The organism is Bacillus sp. ISL-46 (assembly GCF_018613205.1).
Genome location: NZ_JAGGQR010000064.1, coordinates 1 through 17964, shown reverse-complemented (window position 1 = coordinate 17964; position 17964 = coordinate 1). Strand labels below are relative to the sequence as shown.

Annotated in this window: 22 protein-coding genes and 2 pseudogenes; 20 read left to right on the top strand and 4 right to left on the bottom strand. The window is 32.7% G+C overall.

What is annotated here, in order from left to right; all coding sequences use genetic code 11:
* Positions 1-75: 75 nt before the first annotated feature.
* The 3 genes and pseudogenes from J7E67_RS26190 (at position 76) to J7E67_RS26180 (ending at position 2165) form a co-directional block, all read left to right on the top strand.
* Positions 76-969, top strand: a pseudogene (locus tag J7E67_RS26190) (hypothetical protein).
* Positions 970-1030: 61 nt separating this feature from the next.
* Positions 1031-1498, top strand: a complete 468-nt coding sequence (locus tag J7E67_RS26185; protein WP_214733126.1) for a UPF0158 family protein — start codon at positions 1031-1033, stop codon at positions 1496-1498.
* A 463-nt stretch (positions 1499-1961) separates the two neighbouring features.
* Positions 1962-2165 carry a hypothetical protein gene (locus J7E67_RS26180; protein ID WP_214733125.1) on the top strand — a complete coding sequence of 68 codons (204 nt, stop codon included), beginning with the start codon at positions 1962-1964 and terminating at the stop codon, positions 2163-2165.
* Between the two features lie 41 nt (positions 2166-2206).
* Here the strand turns inward: J7E67_RS26180 and J7E67_RS26175 are convergent, their stop codons facing one another.
* Complete coding sequence (locus J7E67_RS26175; RefSeq protein ID WP_214733124.1) at positions 2207-2785, bottom strand: hypothetical protein; 579 nt, start codon at positions 2783-2785, stop codon at positions 2207-2209.
* A gap of 264 nt (positions 2786-3049) precedes the next feature.
* A complete protein-coding gene (locus tag J7E67_RS26170) occupies positions 3050-3442 on the bottom strand; it encodes a hypothetical protein (protein WP_214733123.1) in 393 nt (130 codons plus the stop codon).
* A gap of 160 nt (positions 3443-3602) precedes the next feature.
* Between J7E67_RS26170 and J7E67_RS26165 the strand changes: the two genes are divergently transcribed.
* The 4 genes from J7E67_RS26165 to J7E67_RS26150 all read left to right on the top strand — a co-directional run bounded on the left by J7E67_RS26165 (position 3603) and on the right by J7E67_RS26150 (position 6214).
* The gene (locus J7E67_RS26165; RefSeq protein WP_214733122.1) at positions 3603-4127 is read left to right on the top strand and encodes a hypothetical protein; all 525 of its coding nucleotides are present in this window, start codon (positions 3603-3605) and stop codon (positions 4125-4127) included.
* Positions 4128-5060: 933 nt separating this feature from the next.
* A complete protein-coding gene (locus J7E67_RS26160; RefSeq protein WP_214717718.1) occupies positions 5061-5294 on the top strand; it encodes a hypothetical protein in 234 nt (77 codons plus the stop codon).
* Between the two features lie 178 nt (positions 5295-5472).
* Positions 5473-5799: a DUF5316 domain-containing protein gene (locus tag J7E67_RS26155; RefSeq protein ID WP_214733121.1), complete on the top strand. Its 327-nt coding sequence runs from the start codon at positions 5473-5475 to the stop codon at positions 5797-5799.
* 82 nt (positions 5800-5881) lie between these two features.
* The gene (locus J7E67_RS26150) at positions 5882-6214 is read left to right on the top strand and encodes a hypothetical protein (RefSeq protein WP_214717722.1); all 333 of its coding nucleotides are present in this window, start codon (positions 5882-5884) and stop codon (positions 6212-6214) included.
* Between the two features lie 109 nt (positions 6215-6323).
* Here J7E67_RS26150 and J7E67_RS26145 read toward each other — a convergent pair whose 3' ends face one another.
* On the bottom strand, positions 6324-6968 hold the full coding sequence (locus J7E67_RS26145; RefSeq protein ID WP_214733120.1) for a YczE/YyaS/YitT family protein: 645 nt from the start codon (positions 6966-6968) through the stop codon (positions 6324-6326).
* 117 nt (positions 6969-7085) lie between these two features.
* Here J7E67_RS26145 and J7E67_RS26140 point away from each other — a divergent pair, with 117 nt between their 5' ends.
* From J7E67_RS26140 to J7E67_RS26130, 3 genes are read left to right on the top strand one after another with little or no spacing between them, the layout of a single operon-like run.
* Positions 7086-7538: a MarR family winged helix-turn-helix transcriptional regulator gene (locus J7E67_RS26140; protein WP_214733119.1), complete on the top strand. Its 453-nt coding sequence runs from the start codon at positions 7086-7088 to the stop codon at positions 7536-7538.
* 25 nt (positions 7539-7563) lie between these two features.
* On the top strand, positions 7564-8082 hold the full coding sequence (gene paiA, locus J7E67_RS26135) for a spermidine/spermine N(1)-acetyltransferase (protein ID WP_214733118.1): 519 nt from the start codon (positions 7564-7566) through the stop codon (positions 8080-8082).
* Between the two features lie 23 nt (positions 8083-8105).
* Complete coding sequence (locus tag J7E67_RS26130; protein WP_214733117.1) at positions 8106-8729, top strand: FMN-binding negative transcriptional regulator; 624 nt, start codon at positions 8106-8108, stop codon at positions 8727-8729.
* Between the two features lie 324 nt (positions 8730-9053).
* Here the strand turns inward: J7E67_RS26130 and J7E67_RS26125 are convergent, their stop codons facing one another.
* Complete coding sequence (locus J7E67_RS26125) at positions 9054-10430, bottom strand: aminotransferase-like domain-containing protein (protein WP_214733116.1); 1377 nt, start codon at positions 10428-10430, stop codon at positions 9054-9056.
* Positions 10431-10590: 160 nt separating this feature from the next.
* Between J7E67_RS26125 and J7E67_RS26120 the strand changes: the two genes are divergently transcribed.
* From J7E67_RS26120 to J7E67_RS32425, 10 genes and pseudogenes are all read left to right on the top strand, one after another.
* Entirely contained in the window at positions 10591-11496 is a 906-nt protein-coding gene (locus tag J7E67_RS26120) for a DMT family transporter (protein ID WP_214733115.1), read from the top strand.
* A 188-nt stretch (positions 11497-11684) separates the two neighbouring features.
* Positions 11685-12302: an FMN-binding negative transcriptional regulator gene (locus J7E67_RS26115; RefSeq protein WP_214733114.1), complete on the top strand. Its 618-nt coding sequence runs from the start codon at positions 11685-11687 to the stop codon at positions 12300-12302.
* A gap of 359 nt (positions 12303-12661) precedes the next feature.
* Positions 12662-13687 carry a DUF1835 domain-containing protein gene (locus tag J7E67_RS26110; protein WP_214733113.1) on the top strand — a complete coding sequence of 342 codons (1026 nt, stop codon included), beginning with the start codon at positions 12662-12664 and terminating at the stop codon, positions 13685-13687.
* Positions 13688-14101: 414 nt separating this feature from the next.
* Positions 14102-14383: a hypothetical protein gene (locus tag J7E67_RS26105; protein WP_214733112.1), complete on the top strand. Its 282-nt coding sequence runs from the start codon at positions 14102-14104 to the stop codon at positions 14381-14383.
* Positions 14384-14615: 232 nt separating this feature from the next.
* Positions 14616-15086, top strand: a complete 471-nt coding sequence (locus J7E67_RS26100; RefSeq protein WP_214733111.1) for a hypothetical protein — start codon at positions 14616-14618, stop codon at positions 15084-15086.
* A 463-nt stretch (positions 15087-15549) separates the two neighbouring features.
* The gene (gene spxA / locus J7E67_RS26095; RefSeq protein ID WP_214733110.1) at positions 15550-15945 is read left to right on the top strand and encodes a transcriptional regulator SpxA; all 396 of its coding nucleotides are present in this window, start codon (positions 15550-15552) and stop codon (positions 15943-15945) included.
* Between the two features lie 84 nt (positions 15946-16029).
* Positions 16030-16164 (top strand): BA3454 family stress response protein, encoded by a 135-nt coding sequence (locus J7E67_RS26090; RefSeq protein ID WP_214733109.1) that lies wholly within the window; start codon positions 16030-16032, stop codon positions 16162-16164.
* Between the two features lie 221 nt (positions 16165-16385).
* Positions 16386-16721 carry an IDEAL domain-containing protein gene (locus J7E67_RS26085; RefSeq protein WP_214733108.1) on the top strand — a complete coding sequence of 112 codons (336 nt, stop codon included), beginning with the start codon at positions 16386-16388 and terminating at the stop codon, positions 16719-16721.
* 125 nt (positions 16722-16846) lie between these two features.
* Entirely contained in the window at positions 16847-17440 is a 594-nt protein-coding gene (locus tag J7E67_RS31590; protein WP_251027013.1) for a DUF3231 family protein, read from the top strand.
* Positions 17403-17902: pseudogene (locus J7E67_RS32425) on the top strand (DUF3231 family protein). The gene J7E67_RS31590 and the pseudogene J7E67_RS32425 overlap by 38 nt, the downstream one beginning before the upstream one ends.
* Positions 17903-17964: the final 62 nt, after the last annotated feature.

The following is a 17964-nucleotide window of genomic DNA, read 5'->3' as shown; positions in this document are numbered from 1 at the left end:
TCGTATTAAACTGAGGGAGTTTAATAAGGAATGATATAATTATTAATAATAATTTAAGTAAGGTAGGATAGAGGATTGATGAATATTCAAAAATTGACTCAAATCATCTTAGTAAGTATTTCAATCCTAATTCTAAATGGATGTGTCTCTAAAGATGATTTAAAAAAGCCAGTTCAAGATTATCTAAAAACTAATTATGGATTTAAAAAGGAGTTTCAAATTATAACAGCAGAAAACAATTTCTTGGTAGATGATAATTACGATACTCATTTAAGAATAGATAAACCGTACTCAGCGTATCCAAGTCTTACTTTTGAAAAGGAGACTCATCAGGATAAAAGTATTATCTATAAATTTGTTCAAGAATCAAGTGATGATTTTTATTTAGAAATGTTCTAAGGTGCATATATAGAGCAGCATCCTGAAGTTATTCACACGATTAATAAAATAATAAAAAAGTATGGTTTAGTAAAATATCCTCAAAAAGTTGTTATTGAGGATGGAGAACCTGCCTACATGTTCCCTTTCGATAATATTGAATTAAATATGGTATATTCTCAAGAATTATTAGAAGATTTTAAAAGGACCCAAAAGATTGATACCAATGCTCTTTTACCTACATTGAAACCAAGTGATCCTCGGCGTGAAAATTATAATTCGAGGTATATAGGTGTGGTGAATTTTTTATTTGAATTTGACATGAATAAAAATAAACATCCTATTCCAAAAGCTAAGGATTTAATAGTGGACTTTCAACAAAGTGGGGTATTAACTAAAGGAATATACAACATTGATATGTCGGTAGATGATTCAAATCCTGATCATTTCGTAGGATGGGAGTATAATAATGTAGCTTTATTTGAAGTTGATGAAAATGGTAAATATACTATAATTGCTACACCTAAATATGATGATCTAGATAACTCATACTTTTACGGTGATTATGTAGCTAAAAAAATTAAACAATAGGTACATTAACTTGTTCAACTAACGGGTGCATTACTAAAAAATATCAAAAGGTGATCTAATAATGACTATACAAGTCAAACTGAAAGATATAATTGAGGAAATGGAAATACAGTTTGAAGAGTCACGTTCATTACTAAATATTAAAACGGGTGAAATAGTGTTAGTAACATCGGAGGACTTGAGAGCAGTTGAAGACGAAAAACCATTTGATCATTTACCGGAATGGGAACAAGAGAATAGAATGATTGCAATTGATGTGGTTGAGAACTTTGAAAATTATATAGAGTTACCTACTAAATATGAAGTGAATGAATATGAAATAATGGAAAACTTTTGCCTAACAGTAAGTGATCAACGAAAGCAGGACTCCTTATTAAGAGCAATTAAGGGAAAGGGTGCCTTTAGAAGATTTAAGGATAAAATAATAGATTTTGAACTGGAAGAACAATGGTATTCATACCGTGACGAGATTTTTAAACAAATTGCAATTGAATGGTGTCAAGAAAATAAAATAAATTTTATTGAATAGAAATGCCAAGGGGTGATTACTGAACCAAATGGTAATCACCTTTCTTATTAAAGTAACGTAAGTTTTATATACAGTATCAGCAAAAAAACGTTGATGTGATGCACCTTTTATCATTGTTTATATATATCCAAAGATAAGCGTTTAAAGACTTGTCTTGGAGCCTCTGTAGGTACGATTTGTCTTGAAAGGCTGAAGCAGTTGTTTCATCAGGCATCCAAGCCTATCATACCCACCCCTCCAAGTAAAGTCCTATGTTTGTTAATATTGAAAACTATAAATACTTACTGTAGATAATGCTTCTACAAAGATAAAAAACTGGCATTTTTACTATCTTTACTTACGTTGAATACGGTAGAAAATCATACTGTAGATAAGGGCAGTTTAGTTGAACAAGAACTGTGTATCTGTTTAGGAAAGAACGATATAATAGCTATATAAAATCTTAATTCTTTGAGGTATTTAAATGGCGGAAATATGGATACAGGAAGAAAAAATTAATGAAGATTTTTTAAATCAGAACGGACATCATATAAAGTTGAACGGAGAAATCAAATCTGTATTTTTCATTGGGGAAGGTACTGAAGGAGATTATGTTAAACACAATTTAAATTTCTTACAGGGTTTATTAATTACACAAAATGTTTTAATTTACCAAAATTCTTCATGAACTACTCTCCCTTAATAAAAAAATAAGCCACTTAAAGTGACTTATTTCTGGATGGTCCCCGCATCCAATCCCATAGTTGCAGCTACTACCTGCTTGTTTTCATTTATGGTAGCGAACATATAATTCGTGGGAGAAGTAACATAATTCAATTCGTCCGAGGTAATATTGTCCTTTAACTTAAGTTCCTGCTGTAAGTGATAAATTCCTCCAGACTCAGGAAGATTCGATATGGCTGCTTGCCCGTCTGTTGGAGTTCCCCAAACTGTCACGATTTCAGCTAATCTATGCTTTCCAGTCACTTCAAGAAAGGTGAAACCGAATTTATTTTTTGTACTATTCATTAGGTTTCTAAGTTCACCAGAAAACTGAACATCCATATCAAGCTTCACGATATTTCCATTCCTAGTGATTTTTAGAATACCGTTCTTTAGGTTCACACCATTTATTTCATTTTGATACTCCGTAACAGAGTCAGGATCCTTCTTCACCTGAACTTGTTCCGATTTTGCAGGTTTTGCAGTTTCAGCTTGTGCCTTAACATCCTGTTGGGGCTCCAAATTTGAACAGCCGGAAATCACAAGGGACATGACTAATAAGAAAGCATAGATTAGTTTTTTCACTTTTCATCCTTTGACTAAAATAGTTTTATAAAGGTTTAGAAACCTTATCTGCATAATCATCATAGAAGTATTTAGCGTTTACGGCCTTTCTGGAAGTCTTCACTCCATTGCTGTAATGAACAATGTTTCCTGCTGTAGAAACCGCCTGAGAGCCTGTAGAGATAGTGGTAGTGGTATATGCCGGAAGATTGAATGTGTATGTAACTGACACTGATGAAGATGTTCCGAACGATACCTCCGCAGTGATATTAAGTTTTCCCTGGATCAATCCAAAGTTTGCTTTTGTTTCGTAGGAAGCTCCAACCGCACCATTTGCAAACTTCGTTCTGGAAACGGTCCTTGATACACTATCAACCGTGGAACTATTATTTGTGATGGTAGTTCCCCAATCTTTGCTCTTGTAAAGTGACTTTGAGTAGTATTCGTACTCATCACCAGTATGGGAACATAGTACGCATTTATACCGCCTGAATCTGTGACGTCCTGAAAATCTTCTTCAATAGGTGGATTATAGTGGATGGCCTCGATTACTAAATGACCGTCCTTTTCCTTTTTCACCTCGTTCGTTGCGAAAGCCGCTGTTGTGGAAAAAGTTAATAAAGATCCTAATGCAACAGTAGAGACTAACCCCTTTAACACCTTCAACTTTTTCATCATATCCAACCTTCCAACATTTGGATATTTAATTGTCCTACTCCATTATACCGTGATAGGGTTATTGTGAGGGTTGGGAAAATTATATGTTGTTTCCTTCAAAAAAACATATAGACAAGCCATAGTCCAATTCTATTATATTGTAGTTGAACTGAGAATATGGTTGGGAAAATTTCTTAATTTTTGTTTTTATGTTGAAAAGGGAGAGATACTTAAATCAGATGATTATTTGAATAATAATGAAAAAATAAGGAGGCTTGATGAAATAAGTTCTGAGTTAAAAAATTATGAACAAAAAGTCTTGGCAAAATCAGTAGAGTTTCCGATTCTTAAACCAGCATATATTCCAGAAGGGTATTCATATAAAGAAACAACCATACGCCCGAAAACAGGTTTTTTCCGTAAAGACCCTTCGGTTAAATTGGAATATCAAAAGGGTGAATCTGGACTCTCTATTACTCAGGAAAAAATAGGACAAAAAGACTTGTTAAGCGGATGGGATTTTCAATATACAGATTCTTATACTTTAAAAGGCTTTGAACTGGATTTTAAACATTCTGATGATACTAATATTCAAGGTATGAGATTAATCGTGCCAGAAAAAGGAATTAAAATCTCTATACTAGCAGACTTATTAACAAAGGAAGAGATGGAAAAAATCCTGTTATCAATGGTCGAAAAGAAATAAGAGGTTCATTCTTTTTGAATCATAAACAGAACTTCCTAAATGCTTACCTTGATAAAAGATTGTGAAAAATGTACTTAAAGTAACGGGTGCTTGAGTTGAAGATACAGCAGCTGACTTGGCGGCATTTTTTTAAAGGGACAGGATAGTGGAATACAGGTTTTATGATCAGGGGTTTTGTGTATGTTAATTCTGTGTTCAGGAATTACAGGTTTTCAACCAGCACCATCGGTTAAAGAGAATAAATTCAAACAAATATGTTACTCTTTGTTTGGTTCAAAAGTATTGGACTTTATTGGTGGTGAACCAGGAAAGAGTTTTTACGAGTGTATTATTAAGGTTAAAGATAAAAGGATTCATATTTTGCTTAATAGTCAGTATGCTTTTAGGCTTTTACATCGACTCGTGAATTCAATGTGGATTATTTTCCCTTCATTGATGAACCTGATATTGCACAGCCATTCAAACAGTATTATAAAATACTGCATCCAAACCAGTTGAATGAACCGTTAAGATATACTCAAAAAGGTGATAAGATTATAGTGAAAAACTAGCTAATCGGAGTTCTTATTAAGCTAACGGGTGCTTTTGTTGAAATTGGGATTGCGTCGTAGCAAGCCCTATTTTTTTATTTGAAGACACTGAGCAAATACCTTTACAATTGTAAGCGTTTTCAAATATAATGTAATTAGGTCGGACGACAATGGTGGTCATCACGGTATTCAGCGTAGGCGGAGCTGATACTAACAGGAGCTATAAGCTCTATTTTTTTTTTTGCGAAAAATTACTTATTTAACGGTGCTTTGTTAATTAAAAATGATGATCGTTGCAGAAGTCTTTTTGTTGTTGGACTAATGGGCAAGGTAGTTGAAGTGGAACAGTGACAAACTAACAGGTATATAAATTCCTTAAAAGGAGTAAGAAAACCGTACAATTATGAAAATAGTGGCTATTGGTATTATATTAGTTGTTGGCGGAAGTATCATTTTAGGGTGGTTTATTAAAGAAGCTTATAAAAATTATAAAAATGAAAGTACAAAAACTAAAATTTTCTATTTCGTATGGGTGATTTTAGGTGTCGTATTAGATTTAAGTAATGGATTAATTATTATTGTTGGTCTTATTTTATTAGGAGCTCTTTTAATAATCTATTCCCCACTCTTCAACTAACGGGTGGAAGAGTTGTAGATCAGAGCTGTCATTATGGCAGCTTTTTCTTGTAACTAACAAGCAGATTGGTTTAAGAAGTTATGTGGGAATTTTTGTATTTATAAAATTCTGAAAATGTTATAATTAAAAATGTAAACTAATTGGAATTTAACAAAAAAACCATAGGGATGTGTTAATTATGAAGAAATTAATTATAGGAATTAGTATCGTGGTGGTCGCTTTTCTAATTTCAATGTTTTCAAGCAATTACACTTTATTGTATAAAATCACAGGGGCTGTCGGAATTATCTCACTGATATTAGGAGCTTTGTTATCTGGAGCATTCTTGGATGGGGATAGGTTGGGTAGAAATCTACAATCTGAATCAAAAGAAGATAGAAAACAAAGATTTTCACAAACTAATTCTATATTGTTAATAGGATTACCTAATTTATTAATTGCAGCGGTTTGCTTTTTTCTAATGAAATTAATGAATAATAGTTACCAAATCCCTATTGTTTGTTAAACTAACGGTTGCTTTCCTTTAAGAACTGGTTGCTGCGGCAGCCTTTTTTCTTGCTCCACTAACGGGGCAGGTTAATTTAAAGGTGATTTTCGATAAAACCCCAATATTTAACTCAACAACTTGGATTAATAATGTTCCAGAAAGCATTTGCATTTATCAAAGTTCAACGGATGAAAAATGTTCTGAAATTAAAGATGAGATTAAAATAGAGAAAATTGTTGGTTTTATTAACGAAGCTATTGATTGGAATGAAGAAGTATCACCTCGTGAAAAAACAAGCGTAATTGATTTTGGGGATATGAGTATAAAGGTTCAATATGAAAACGAAAAAGAAATTTATTTTCAATCAGAAAAAGGTACAAAATTGATGAAACCAGAACCTGATTTCTTTGAACTTACAAATCTTCCACAATAGGTCTTATTCAACTAAAGGGTGCTTGAGTTTAGGCTCAGCTGCCATTCTCGGCGGCTTTTCTTATTCAAGTAGCGGGCAGGTTAGTGGAACAAGAATAACAAAAACCATTCTATATTGAATGGTTTTTGTCTTTATGATAATTTGGTGATGTACTAGAGTGTGTTAATATGCGATCTATTACTTTTTTAGTAAAGTGCATGAAGTAATTGAGTATTATCCCTCCTAAACAAACGGTTAATAAAGTTCCAATGCCAAGTGGTCCATTAAAAATCATTGCCATTATCAAGAATACGAGGTAAACGAATGTTCTCGAAAGAAATATATTTGTTCTAGTTAATTCTTGTATGATTAATGTTAATCGGTCAACTGGAATGGGGGCAAAATTTGTGTGTAAATAAATTGCTGTTCCAAATCCTATAACAACTAAGCCGATAATAAAACAAACAACTTTGCTATACCATAGTTCAGGTGCTATCAAATTGTGCAATAAAAAAAGCCACATATCAATACCAATACCCGTTATAAATGCTGTTAACAATCCCAAAACTTCTGGTCTTTGTCTTTTTAATAATGAATTACCACATATCAATATTAAAGCTATTATTAGTTCCCAACTTCCCACAGTAAGCCCTACATTTACGAACAATCCTACCAAAAGTGCATCAAAAGGCGAGGTTCCAAGATCTGATTGTATAGTGAAAGAAATACCAAGGGTTAATATTAAAATTCCTAATACATAAAAAACATATTTCACTTTACTCAACCTCATTATCATTATTTTTTTGTTGCAAATGCAACAAAGTTAGGTTAAGTTTAATATATACCATTTTTTATTGCAGTTGCAACAAAAATTTATACTAAGGAGTTAATTATGAAGGAAATTCTTCGTGAAATTGGAATGATAGCAAGAGCATTAGATTCTATAAGTAATATTGAATTTAAAGAATATGACCTTACAAAAGGGCAGTATTTGTACCTGGTGCGAATATGTGAAAACCAAGGAATCATTCAAGAAAAGTTAGCTGAGATGATAAAAGTAGATCGAACAACGGCATCTCGTGCTATAAAAAAACTTGAAATGAATGGCTTTATTGAAAAGAAAGAAGATCAACATAATAAAAAAATTAAAAAACTCTTTCCAACAGAGAAAGGGAAAAATGTCTATCCTTTTATAAAAAGAGAAAATGATTATTCCAATACTATTGCATTAGAGGGATTTTCCGAAAGAGAAGTAGAAACCATTTTCAATCTTCTTCTTAGAGTAAGAGAAAATATTGAAGAAGATTGGGAATTTGTAAAAAAGGGAAACAAGAGAAATTATTGATTATATAAAAGGAGCGATATATAAAATGACAATAAATATAAAAAAATGCACCCTTGAAGATTTACACATACTTCAAGAAATTAGTTATGAAACATTTCATGACACATTTAAGCATCAGAATTCACCCGAAAATATGAAAGACTATTTGGAAAGGGCATTTAACTTAAAACAATTAGAAAAAGAATTGTGCAATATTTCTTCGGAATTCTTTTTTGTTTATTTTAACAATAAAATCGCTGGATATTTAAAAGTCAACACCAATGATGCTCAGTCTGAAGACATGGGTGATGAATCACTTGAAATCGAGAGGATTTATATAAAGAACAAATTTCAAAAACATGGGCTTGGTAAATATCTGCTAAATAAAGCTATGGAAATTGCGATAGAACGTAATAAAAAGATAATCTGGCTAGGTGTATGGAAAAAAAATGAAAATGCTATTGCTTTTTATAAGAAAATGGGGTTTGTTCAAACTGGAGCCCACTCTTTTTATATGGGTGATGAAGAACAAATGGACTTTTTAATGACCAATAAACTCATATAACTTTTTTTGAAAGGTGGATTATTATGTATATTCCAAAATATTTTAAGGTCACAAATATTGATGAAATTTGGGATTTTGTTCAAAAAAACTCTTTTGGCACGATTGTCACATCAGAACAAGGGAAACCAATTGCCACTCATTTGCCTTTGGGGTTAAATAAAAAAGGTGATGATTGCTATATTACTGGGCATATGGCTTATGGAAATCCTCAGTGGAGAACATTTGAAACCTGTGAAGATGTGCTTGTTATGTTTCAGGGATCGCACGCTTACATTTCTTCTTCTTGGTATGGGCATGAGGAAGTTCCAACATGGAATTACCAAGCCGTCCATGTATATGGGAAAGCAAGCATTTTAGAGAAAGATGAATTAATAGAAGAATTAACAGTAATGTTGGAAAAGTATGAAAAACATCGAGAAAATCCAGTTTTATGGAATAAGCTTTCTCCTCAACTCTTAGAAAGTGAACTGAAAGGTATAGTTGGATTTAAGATTAAGGTGAGAGAAATTCAGGCTGCATATAAATTAAGTCAGAACCGAAATGAAGCGGATTATATTAACATCATTGATAAATTACAATATGAAGGAAATCCAAACTCGAAACAAATGGCAGAACTGATGGAAAAGAGATTAAAAAATCACATATAAGCCCGCTTTGTTCAAGCCTCAGATGCAAGAATTAAGGAACGGAGCTGTCATATTGGCAGCTTTTCTTCAGATTGTGAAGGAATGTACTTACACTAACGGGTGCTTTAGTGCATTTTCTCCTCCATAATAACTGCTAAAATTATTAGTGGTTTATTCAATTAAAGGGCGCTTTAATGCAATAAGGATCACAGAAATGATCAAACTTTTATTAAAGAATGATTCAATTGAATATATTAAAAGCGTGTTTTGATCAATTTTTTTCAAACACGCTTTTTTATTTGCTCTTTTATCAAGGTTTATTAAGTTAATTTTTCAAGGCTACAACTAAAAGAGTAAAAAGTTATTTGGAGTAATATGATTTTTTCTACTGTTAATTAAAGCAATACAATGAGCCAGCCACTCTACCCCTAGTTTAATTTGACTCTCGTTCACTTGAGAGATACTTAATCGAAGGAGATTTTCCTTTTTATATTCTGGCAAAAACATTCTAGAGGCATCATCAACAAATATATGCTGCTCGTTTAGCTTATGAACTACCTGTTTTGCTGTCACATTCTCGGGCAAACTGATGGATAGATAGAATCCTGAAGTCGGTTTTGAAAAATGAGTATTAGCCGGTAGCAATAATTCACAGGCTTCTTGAAGGATTTGCATTTTAGTATGGTATACCTCTTTTATTTTTTTGAGATGGCTATTAAACATACCACTTTTTAAATAGATTTCTAGTGCACCTTGAGATAGTGCTGAACTATTAAAATCCGAACTAAATTTATATCGTAAAAAAATGTTAATCATTAATGTAGGAAGAACGACTGTAGCAATCCTTAAACCTGGGAGGAAAATTTTCGAAAAGCTTTTAATATAAATCACTCTCCCGGAAGGATTAAAAGAAAATAAAGGATCTGATTTTGCATTTGGGTCAAGGTCTCCTAAAAAATCATCTTCCACTATATATACATCGTATTTTTCAGCTAACTCAACGATTTTTTTCTTTTCGCTATTCGAGTAACAATGTCCAAGTGGATTGTGAAATCTCGGGATAATATAGAAAAATTTTATATCATTATTTCGAAAAATGTATTCCAGACGATCAAGATCAATCCCTTCCATCGATAACTCAATTCCAAAAGTAGTAGCTTGTTGTAGATTGATGGACTCAATGAATCCGAAATAAGTAGGCTGCTCAATTAGAATATTGTTTTTTCCATTTGGAAAGGGTATAGAAACTAATAAATTAAGGGCTTGCTGCGAGCCAGAAACAACGACTACTCTTTCAGGTTGAGTGAACACCTGTAGATTCTGCAAATATTTCACTAACTGTACTCGTAATGAGTAAAGCCCTTGTTGATCAGAGTATGTAAAAAGCTCTTCTTTATATTGTTCAATTGCTTGATTCATACAATGTTGAAATTCAACATAAGGCATAACGTTTTTATCTGGACCAGCAGACAAGAAATCAATCACGTCATTTTCATTCGTTGCATTTTGAAATCCATTCACAACAAAGTAGCCACTTTTAGGAACAGAATAAATTAAATGCTCTTTTTCTAGTTCTTCGTATGCTTTAATGACCGTATTTTTGCTACATGAAAAATGCTCAGATAGCTGACGAACAGAAGGGAGTTTACTCCCTGCAATAAGCGACCCATCTGTTAGCCGAAGCTTAATTTCTTCCATTATCTCGATATATTTTGAGCTCATACATTTATCCTCCTTCAACTGTACCGGTACAGATGGGTAAAAAAATGATTTATTTTTATTGTGTGTACCTATTAATATTTTAATTATATCAGAACTGTTTTTTAAGAAAAGCAGAAAATGGTACAGATATAATACGAAGTAAAAAGGTAGGTAGGATAAGATGCAGAGAGAAACCAAAGAGAAATTAGGATTATTGTTGGGATTAGTAGGTGTTATTTGTTTTAGCTTAACGCTCCCTTCTACAAGAATTGCAGTAGAGTATTTTGGGACCACGGTTGTCGGGTTAGGAAGAACAGTTGTTGCCGCTATTTTAGTTGCTGTTGTATTAATTGTTCGAAAAGAAAAACTCCCTTCTCCTCGCCAATTCAAAAGTCTCCTTTTTGTTGCTGTTGGTGCAGTTTTAGGATTTCCTCTCCTCACTTCTTGGGCAATGGAATCCTTGCCTGTTTCTCATGGAGCTGTGGAATTAGCACTGTTACCATTAGCCACAGCTGGATTTGCAATGTTTAGAGCTGGTGAAGTCCCTTCTCTCAAATTCTGGATTTCAAGTATAATCGGCTCTTTAGCTGTTATTGTGTATGCCCTTCATCTAGGGTTCGGTCAATTACAATTTGCCGATTTAGCTTTACTAGCAGCAGTGATTATACTTGGACTTAGTTATGCAGAAGGTGGGAGATTAGCGAAAGAATTAGGTAGCTGGCAAGTGATTGCTTGGGCGATTATGATTGGTGCTCCATTTTTCATTATTCCAGTTGGGCTAAGCCTAACAACTGAAATGCTCCATGCTCCTTTACAAGCTTGGGTCAGTTTTATTTATCTCGCAGTTGTTAGTCAATTTCTAGCATATGTTGCTTGGTATAGCGGAATGGCTATGGGTGGAATAGCAAGTGTTAGTCAGATTCAATACTTACAACCATTTTTGATGATACTATTTGCAACTGTTTTCCTCCATGAATCCATCACATTTTTCACTCTTGTAATAGCAGTGATTGTTTTCTTTTCTGTTATACTAGGCAAAAATGCTACCGTTTCAATAAAAGATCACTATCAAAGAAAAACTAACTAAATGTTCAGCATTGGATAGCTAATTAATTAAATATGAAAACAATGAATGGTATGGCATATAGCTTATGGAAGGATTGTATTAGATGAAGAAGTTGTCATTGATAAACAGGATCGTGGTTAAAAAACGGTTATCTTATAGAGAAATAATAAATTTAATGATAAGAAAAGATTCTGAGAGGAGAAAAAAACATGTATATTCCTACCCATTTTAGAATTAAAGACGATACACTTGCCTTCGACATTATGAAGGAATATAGTTTTGCGACTCTTTTTTCTCAACATAATGGACTGCCTTTTGCGACTCATTTACCATTAATTTTAAACGAGGATAATTCATACTTATATGGACATTTTGCTCATCCTAATCCTCAGTGGAAAGATATCAAAAATCAAACCGTCTTGGCTATTTTTCATGGACCGCATTGTTATATCTCCCCATCTTGGTATGAGACGAATAAAGCAGTACCAACATGGAATTTTGTGACTGTTCATGTTTACGGAGAAGTCGAACTATTAGAGGATGAACATGAGCTAATGAACTCCTTACATGATATGGTAATGAAGTACGAAGCTCCTGACAGTTCATACAGTTTGCAAGATGTAGATGCTGAGTTTCTCGCTGGTATGAACAAAGGAGTTCAAGGATTCAAAATAAAAATCAACAAAATAGAAGGGAAAGCAAAGTTAAGTCAAAACCATTCATCGCAGCGACAAGGGTTAATTGTAAATCAACTGGAACAGATTTCAAGGACAGATGAGCAACAGATTTCATTATTAATGAAAGCAAATATGCGGAATATTTATTAGCTTATGTATTTGAGATATACCAACTTGCTACTAATACAAAACCATCCTAAAAAGGATGGTTAAGGAAAATGGACAAGATTTTACTTCTCTATATCTTATGTTGCTCTGACTAAATGAATCTAGGTAATAATCTATTTTCCCCATAATTTTGTAACATTAAGTGGTACTATAACTCGTCCATTTATTTGTTTGTGAATTAAAGGGGATAAAAAAGGTTCATAATTATTCTCGATATCTTTATCAGAAAAACGTGCACGTACATTAACTCCTAGAATGTTTTGAATATAATTATTGTAAGTCATTTTATTCATTCACCTTCTTTTATGTACATTTATTAGATTAAATAAGGAGTTTTTTAGGTGGATATTCTCGATATAAAAAAATTAGTAAAGGACTTACCAGAACAGGAAGTAAGGTTATACTTGCAATTTATTCTTTTTAAGATTGCATTGTTGGAGGATAAAAAAGAATCTTTAGTTGAGTTCGCAAATGATCTTAAAGAAATTTATAACGAAATTCTCTATCCAAAAGACACAAACCAAAATCAGTTTGATAAAGGTAATTACAAAAAAGTTCATATACAATTTGGATACCCGTATTTAAGACAACTATTAAAAGAATTAAACTTACTTGAAGAAGATTTTACTATTACTTTCCACGACAATTTTGCTATTGCTCCTATAGGTAGTTTGGATACAGAAAAGGGTCAAACATATAGATTCGATTGGTTAAAAAAGAATCTATCTGATGAATATGAAATTGAAAATTATCAAGAGAGTTATCCGAGAGTAATTTCTCAATTATTAACAATTCCGGAAAATGTTTCAATTTACATATGGGTATCAGAAAATGCCAATGAACAAACAGCTCTTCTTTTTACAATTTATTTGTTACAGGAAATGAAAAACAATATCTTTATCATTGATACTGCAACATTGTATAGAAGATTGTTTGAAAAAAAGGCTAAGAAGTATGTACCATTTTTTTCAGGTGAAATAATTTTAGAAGAGTTACAAAGCATATATAAATATAGCCAAGAGAACAAGCAAATTTTATCTGACGCAGAGCGTAAGCATATTGAAAAAAAGTGGTTAGACCTATCAAACAATCCAGGTACTTTAAGAATATGGGAAAACGGAGAAATAAAAGTTGTTGCTGAAGACTATTACGATGATTTTATAATCGAAAAAGCTAAGAAGCTGATTGGGAAGAAAAAGGGGTTTATGATGTGTGCAAGATTAGTCGGTGAAGTGTATGGACATATTTTTCAATATATCGGTGACAGTTTTTTAGAATATAGGGTTAGGAAATTAATTGAAAATGGAATTTTTAAATATGAAGGTAGTTTAGAGGCAATGCGTTATTACGGTATTAAATTTAAGTAAAGGTTTTATTGAATAGCACAGTGTAAAAGATTTGTTGAGGGAAGCAAGAAAAATGAGCTTCTCTTTTTTAATACTTCTTCTTTAACTTTCGTAAAAATGTTTGTGAAGAATTGCACTTAAACTAATGGGTAGCTTGAGCTCAAGAATGATCGATGCGGCGATCTATTTTTTATATTCGACTAAAGGGTCAGTTTAGTGGAAGGAGAATTATATCATTTGGTAATATTATATTCCATTCAATTGTTATAGGAAGTGAAAAAAATGTTCTTTTACTATGTAATGCTCATAGTTTGAGCTTTATTAGTAATAGCCGCAGTATTTGCCTTTATTGCTATATATCGTGATAAAGACTATCCATTATTAGGTGTAGGTAAAAGCTTTGGAATCTTTTTAATTGGTGTTTTACTTTTAGCAGTGACTCTCCCAAGCCTAAAATATGTTGTGCTAAAGGAATATGATGTCGTAAGTGGAAAATGTGTTATCGAAATAGATTCATCAGGTCGTTCTTCTGAAGCGGACTTTAATATGCTCGATACAGGTGAAATGTTTACTTTCAATGATATTCCTGCACTTGATGCTTATGGAAAGTCAATCCCTTATTATTGTAAGGTGACAGTTACAAAAGACCATATGTTTGAAAATGGTTATAAAATATATGACGCCAAAACACGAAAGTTAATATTAACAAGTGAATAGCCTATGTTTACAGTATAAATGATAAAAGAGATAATTAACTCTTTTAACCCTTGATAGAATTTTCAGTTTGTAAATAATTGTACTTAAACGAATGCTTTAATTATAGATCCGGCTGTCAAATCTGGCAGCCTTTTTTATTGAGCTAACGGGGCAGAATAATTGAATAGTATGGATGGTTAAAGGGGATTTTGAGAAGGATATAACAAGATAAAAATAAAAGGAGACTTTATATATGATAAAACTCGTTTTATGGGTTTTCTTTTTATTACCCTGGCTTTCCTTATTCTTTTTGAACAACTCTGCTCTTCGTAGATATATGCCTGTTGCCTTATTTGCAACGGTGATAAATACAATAATGTACCAAGTTGCTTGGAAGTATGATTGGTGGAAGTATAAAGAAACTCTTTTTTCTTGGGATAAAGTAGCACAAACACATACTGTTTATGGAGTTTTTTTGGTTGGGACCATATGGATATTTTATTTTACATTTCGTAAATTTTGGATTTATATCGTTGTTAATTTGTTTGTAGATTGTATCTATTCATTTGGTTTCAGGGCTTTATGGAAAAAACTCAAAATTACAACTGCTGCAGGAAACTTATCGCCTATTGAAGGGATTCTAATAATGACAATAATCTCAATCAGCCTTTACATTTATCAAATGTGGCAAGAGGGACTGATTGGTGGAGAAAATAAAATTTGAATACGAATAGAGTTAATATTCAACTATTCTGAAAAAACGGCTCTATGGGGGATCTTGGGTAATACAACAAAAAAATTTTTGTATATGAGCTGGATGGAAAAATGGTCGTCATCGAATGTAAATTTACATCGACTAGTAAATATTATTATTGTTCCGTCTGTAATTGTATGGGCGAGGTTGCCTATTTTTCCAACTTAACAAAAGCAAAAAAATCTAAAAACCTGGATTATTAGAAATAGTACGATCTAAATTTATTCTACACATTTTTTACATAGGCATTTGCTTAAGGGCGTTACATCCCCTCATGAAGAACTAAATGTCTTTTATATAAATTTTATATTTAAACCAAAACTTTACAATTGACAAAATGAACTGTAACGATTAAATTTACAGTATGTAACTGTAAAATATTTTATTACATTTAAATATACTTGCCAAAATACACTAAGGAGTGTGTAAAAGTATGGTGACTGTGTATACGACACCGAGTTGTGCTTCATGCCGAAAAGCAAAAGCTTGGCTTGAGGAACATCAAATTGACTATATTGAAAGAAACATATTATCTCAATCCCTTACAGTCGATGAGATTAAATCGATTCTTCGCTTAACAGAAGAGGGGACTAGCGAGATTATCTCAACTAATTCGAAGGCGTTCCAAGAATTAAACGTAAATATTGAATCTCTTCCGCTTAATGAATTGTATAAATTAATAATGGAGAATCCCAAAATGGTGCGCCGTCCAATTATCCTCGACGAAAAAAGATTCCAAGTTGGATATAACGAGGACGAAATTCGTAGTTTTCTGCCCCGTAAGATACGAAACTATTTGTACACCGAATTGCAAAAAGCGGCCAATTAAAAAGAAAAAATAAGGGCAAAATGCATAGTCTTTACAGTGAAAACTAAAACCTTAATATATGTTGTTTAAAAGGAGGAAAAACGGATGATTGAAGTATTCGTGACAGTAAATAATAAAGATCGAAATTACCATACCAATGTTATCGTGAAAAAAGATATGACATGGGAAAAAATTAAACGGATAGCAGAAGAGCAAGTCAAAAAACAATGGGATATTTAAATAAAGCGGCTTATCCACTGACTTAGAAAAGCTAAATGCCTGACTAGCCAATCCCTAATGCTTAGCATTAAGTACGTTATTAATTTCAAAAAAGATGCAAGCGGGAGTGACCGGTAAATGACTGCGGACTTCTTTAAGTGAAATGTAATAAAATAAATTACAGATTAATCTAGCTGATATCCTCTGAATCAAAAATACAAAATTAAGAAGGTGAGAAATGCATGTTCTCCAATAATAATACGATTTTAAAAACAGGTGATTGGATTAAGGCAGAATCACGGGATGGAGAATTAATAATGGGTTATATTGAATCACTGTCTAGTATAGAAGGAGTAGTAAAGGTAACCGTTGTTACAAGTGACAATAATCAAACGATTGGCAAAACCATACCTATTTTAAGTAAACGGGTTAAAAAGCTTCCTGTTTCTAATGTAACCAACAAGGCACAAGTTGAATTTCTCCTAGACTTGGCCTTATCAACAGGGGATAAGGAATGGTTTTTGGCGCTTTCTTCGGAGTTAAACGCGATGAAGCAGCTTGTTAATGGAGTACATTAAAACTTACACATGGAATTCCGATGCTCACAAATTATATATCACAATTACTACACCTTAAATCAAAAAGTTTAAGGACTAAAACGGAACATAAAATGAGAATATGAATCTTGTTCTGAAAACGGGGATTGCTGAGTCGATCCCCTTGCTTATCGACTAACGGGCAGTTTAGTGGAACAAGAAAAAGAATAATAATTAGTTGTTGCTTTAGCGACTTCTGGGCTCAATACCAAAATGATAGCTCAAGCATATGTTTCCTTACATATTTTTTAGAAAAAGCTGAGGATGATGAAATTAAGTCTGTAATTGAATTTGCTTTAGGGTTATCTAAGTCACATATAAAAAGTATTACAGCAATATTAACAGAGGAAAAAAATGTAGTTCCAAATGGTTTTAGTCTTAAAGAGGACGTTGATTTAACTGCCCCTAGACTTTATTCTGACAGCTTTGTACTTAATTATATAAACCAAATGTCCAAGATTGGACTTACATTATATTCTGCTAGTGTATCAACATCTGTAAGAGATGACATCAAAACCTATTATATGGATTGCCTTAATGAAACAATGAATTTATATAAAATTTCAACAGAATTATTATTGTCGAAAGGCTTATTTATTAGGTCCCCCAGCTTGCCTAATTTAGAGAAGGTTGAATTTGTGAAAAAGCAATGGTTTATGTTAGATGTATTTGGAGGAGAAAAGACCATTAATAGCAGCTGAAGTAGATAGTTTATTTGCAAATCTCCAAAGAAATGCACTCGGAGTAGCGACACTAACTGGATTTAGTCAGGTTGCACAAGATAAGGATGTAAAACAATTTTTTTTAAAAGGCTTAGAAATCGGGAATAAACATATTAAATTATTTAGAAGTAAGTTGGAGGAAAGTAAACTTCCCGCACCTATGGGCTGGGATTCAGAAATTACAAATAGTACAGTTCATACGTTTCTGATAGGCTTATGATTTTCTACACCGCCGGTTTGATTTCTTTGAGCATTGGATATTACGGTACAGCTGTCAGTCTAAGTCCGAGAGGAGATATTAGTGCAATGTATAACAGGCTATCCTTAGAAATTCAGATGTATGCTGAAGATGGAGCTAATATCATGATTAAAAATAGCTGGTTGGAACAGCCTCCAATGGCGTCCGATAGGGATGAATTAATAAGGAAACAGAATCAATGATAATAAACAAAGTCTATCTGCTAATATAGCTGCCATAAATGGTGTGACCGTCAAGTAGAATG

What these genes read in the sequence shown, in the direction of transcription:
- J7E67_RS26185 (WP_214733126.1), top strand. Translation starts at nt 1,031, where the DNA reads ATGACTATACAAGTCAAACTGAAAGATATAATTGAGGAAATGGAAATA.
- J7E67_RS26180 (WP_214733125.1), top strand. Translation starts at nt 1,962, where the DNA reads ATGGCGGAAATATGGATACAGGAAGAAAAAATTAATGAAGATTTTTTA.
- J7E67_RS26170 (WP_214733123.1), bottom strand. Translation starts at nt 3,442, where the DNA reads ATGATGAAAAAGTTGAAGGTGTTAAAGGGGTTAGTCTCTACTGTTGCA.
- J7E67_RS26160 (WP_214717718.1), top strand. Translation starts at nt 5,061, where the DNA reads ATGAAAATAGTGGCTATTGGTATTATATTAGTTGTTGGCGGAAGTATC.
- J7E67_RS26155 (WP_214733121.1), top strand. Translation starts at nt 5,473, where the DNA reads ATGAAGAAATTAATTATAGGAATTAGTATCGTGGTGGTCGCTTTTCTA.
- J7E67_RS26140 (WP_214733119.1), top strand. Translation starts at nt 7,086, where the DNA reads ATGAAGGAAATTCTTCGTGAAATTGGAATGATAGCAAGAGCATTAGAT.
- paiA (WP_214733118.1), top strand. Translation starts at nt 7,564, where the DNA reads ATGACAATAAATATAAAAAAATGCACCCTTGAAGATTTACACATACTT.
- J7E67_RS26130 (WP_214733117.1), top strand. Translation starts at nt 8,106, where the DNA reads ATGTATATTCCAAAATATTTTAAGGTCACAAATATTGATGAAATTTGG.
- J7E67_RS26125 (WP_214733116.1), bottom strand. Translation starts at nt 10,430, where the DNA reads ATGAGCTCAAAATATATCGAGATAATGGAAGAAATTAAGCTTCGGCTA.
- J7E67_RS26120 (WP_214733115.1), top strand. Translation starts at nt 10,591, where the DNA reads ATGCAGAGAGAAACCAAAGAGAAATTAGGATTATTGTTGGGATTAGTA.
- J7E67_RS26115 (WP_214733114.1), top strand. Translation starts at nt 11,685, where the DNA reads ATGTATATTCCTACCCATTTTAGAATTAAAGACGATACACTTGCCTTC.
- J7E67_RS26100 (WP_214733111.1), top strand. Translation starts at nt 14,616, where the DNA reads ATGATAAAACTCGTTTTATGGGTTTTCTTTTTATTACCCTGGCTTTCC.
- spxA (WP_214733110.1), top strand. Translation starts at nt 15,550, where the DNA reads ATGGTGACTGTGTATACGACACCGAGTTGTGCTTCATGCCGAAAAGCA.
- J7E67_RS26090 (WP_214733109.1), top strand. Translation starts at nt 16,030, where the DNA reads ATGATTGAAGTATTCGTGACAGTAAATAATAAAGATCGAAATTACCAT.
- J7E67_RS26085 (WP_214733108.1), top strand. Translation starts at nt 16,386, where the DNA reads ATGTTCTCCAATAATAATACGATTTTAAAAACAGGTGATTGGATTAAG.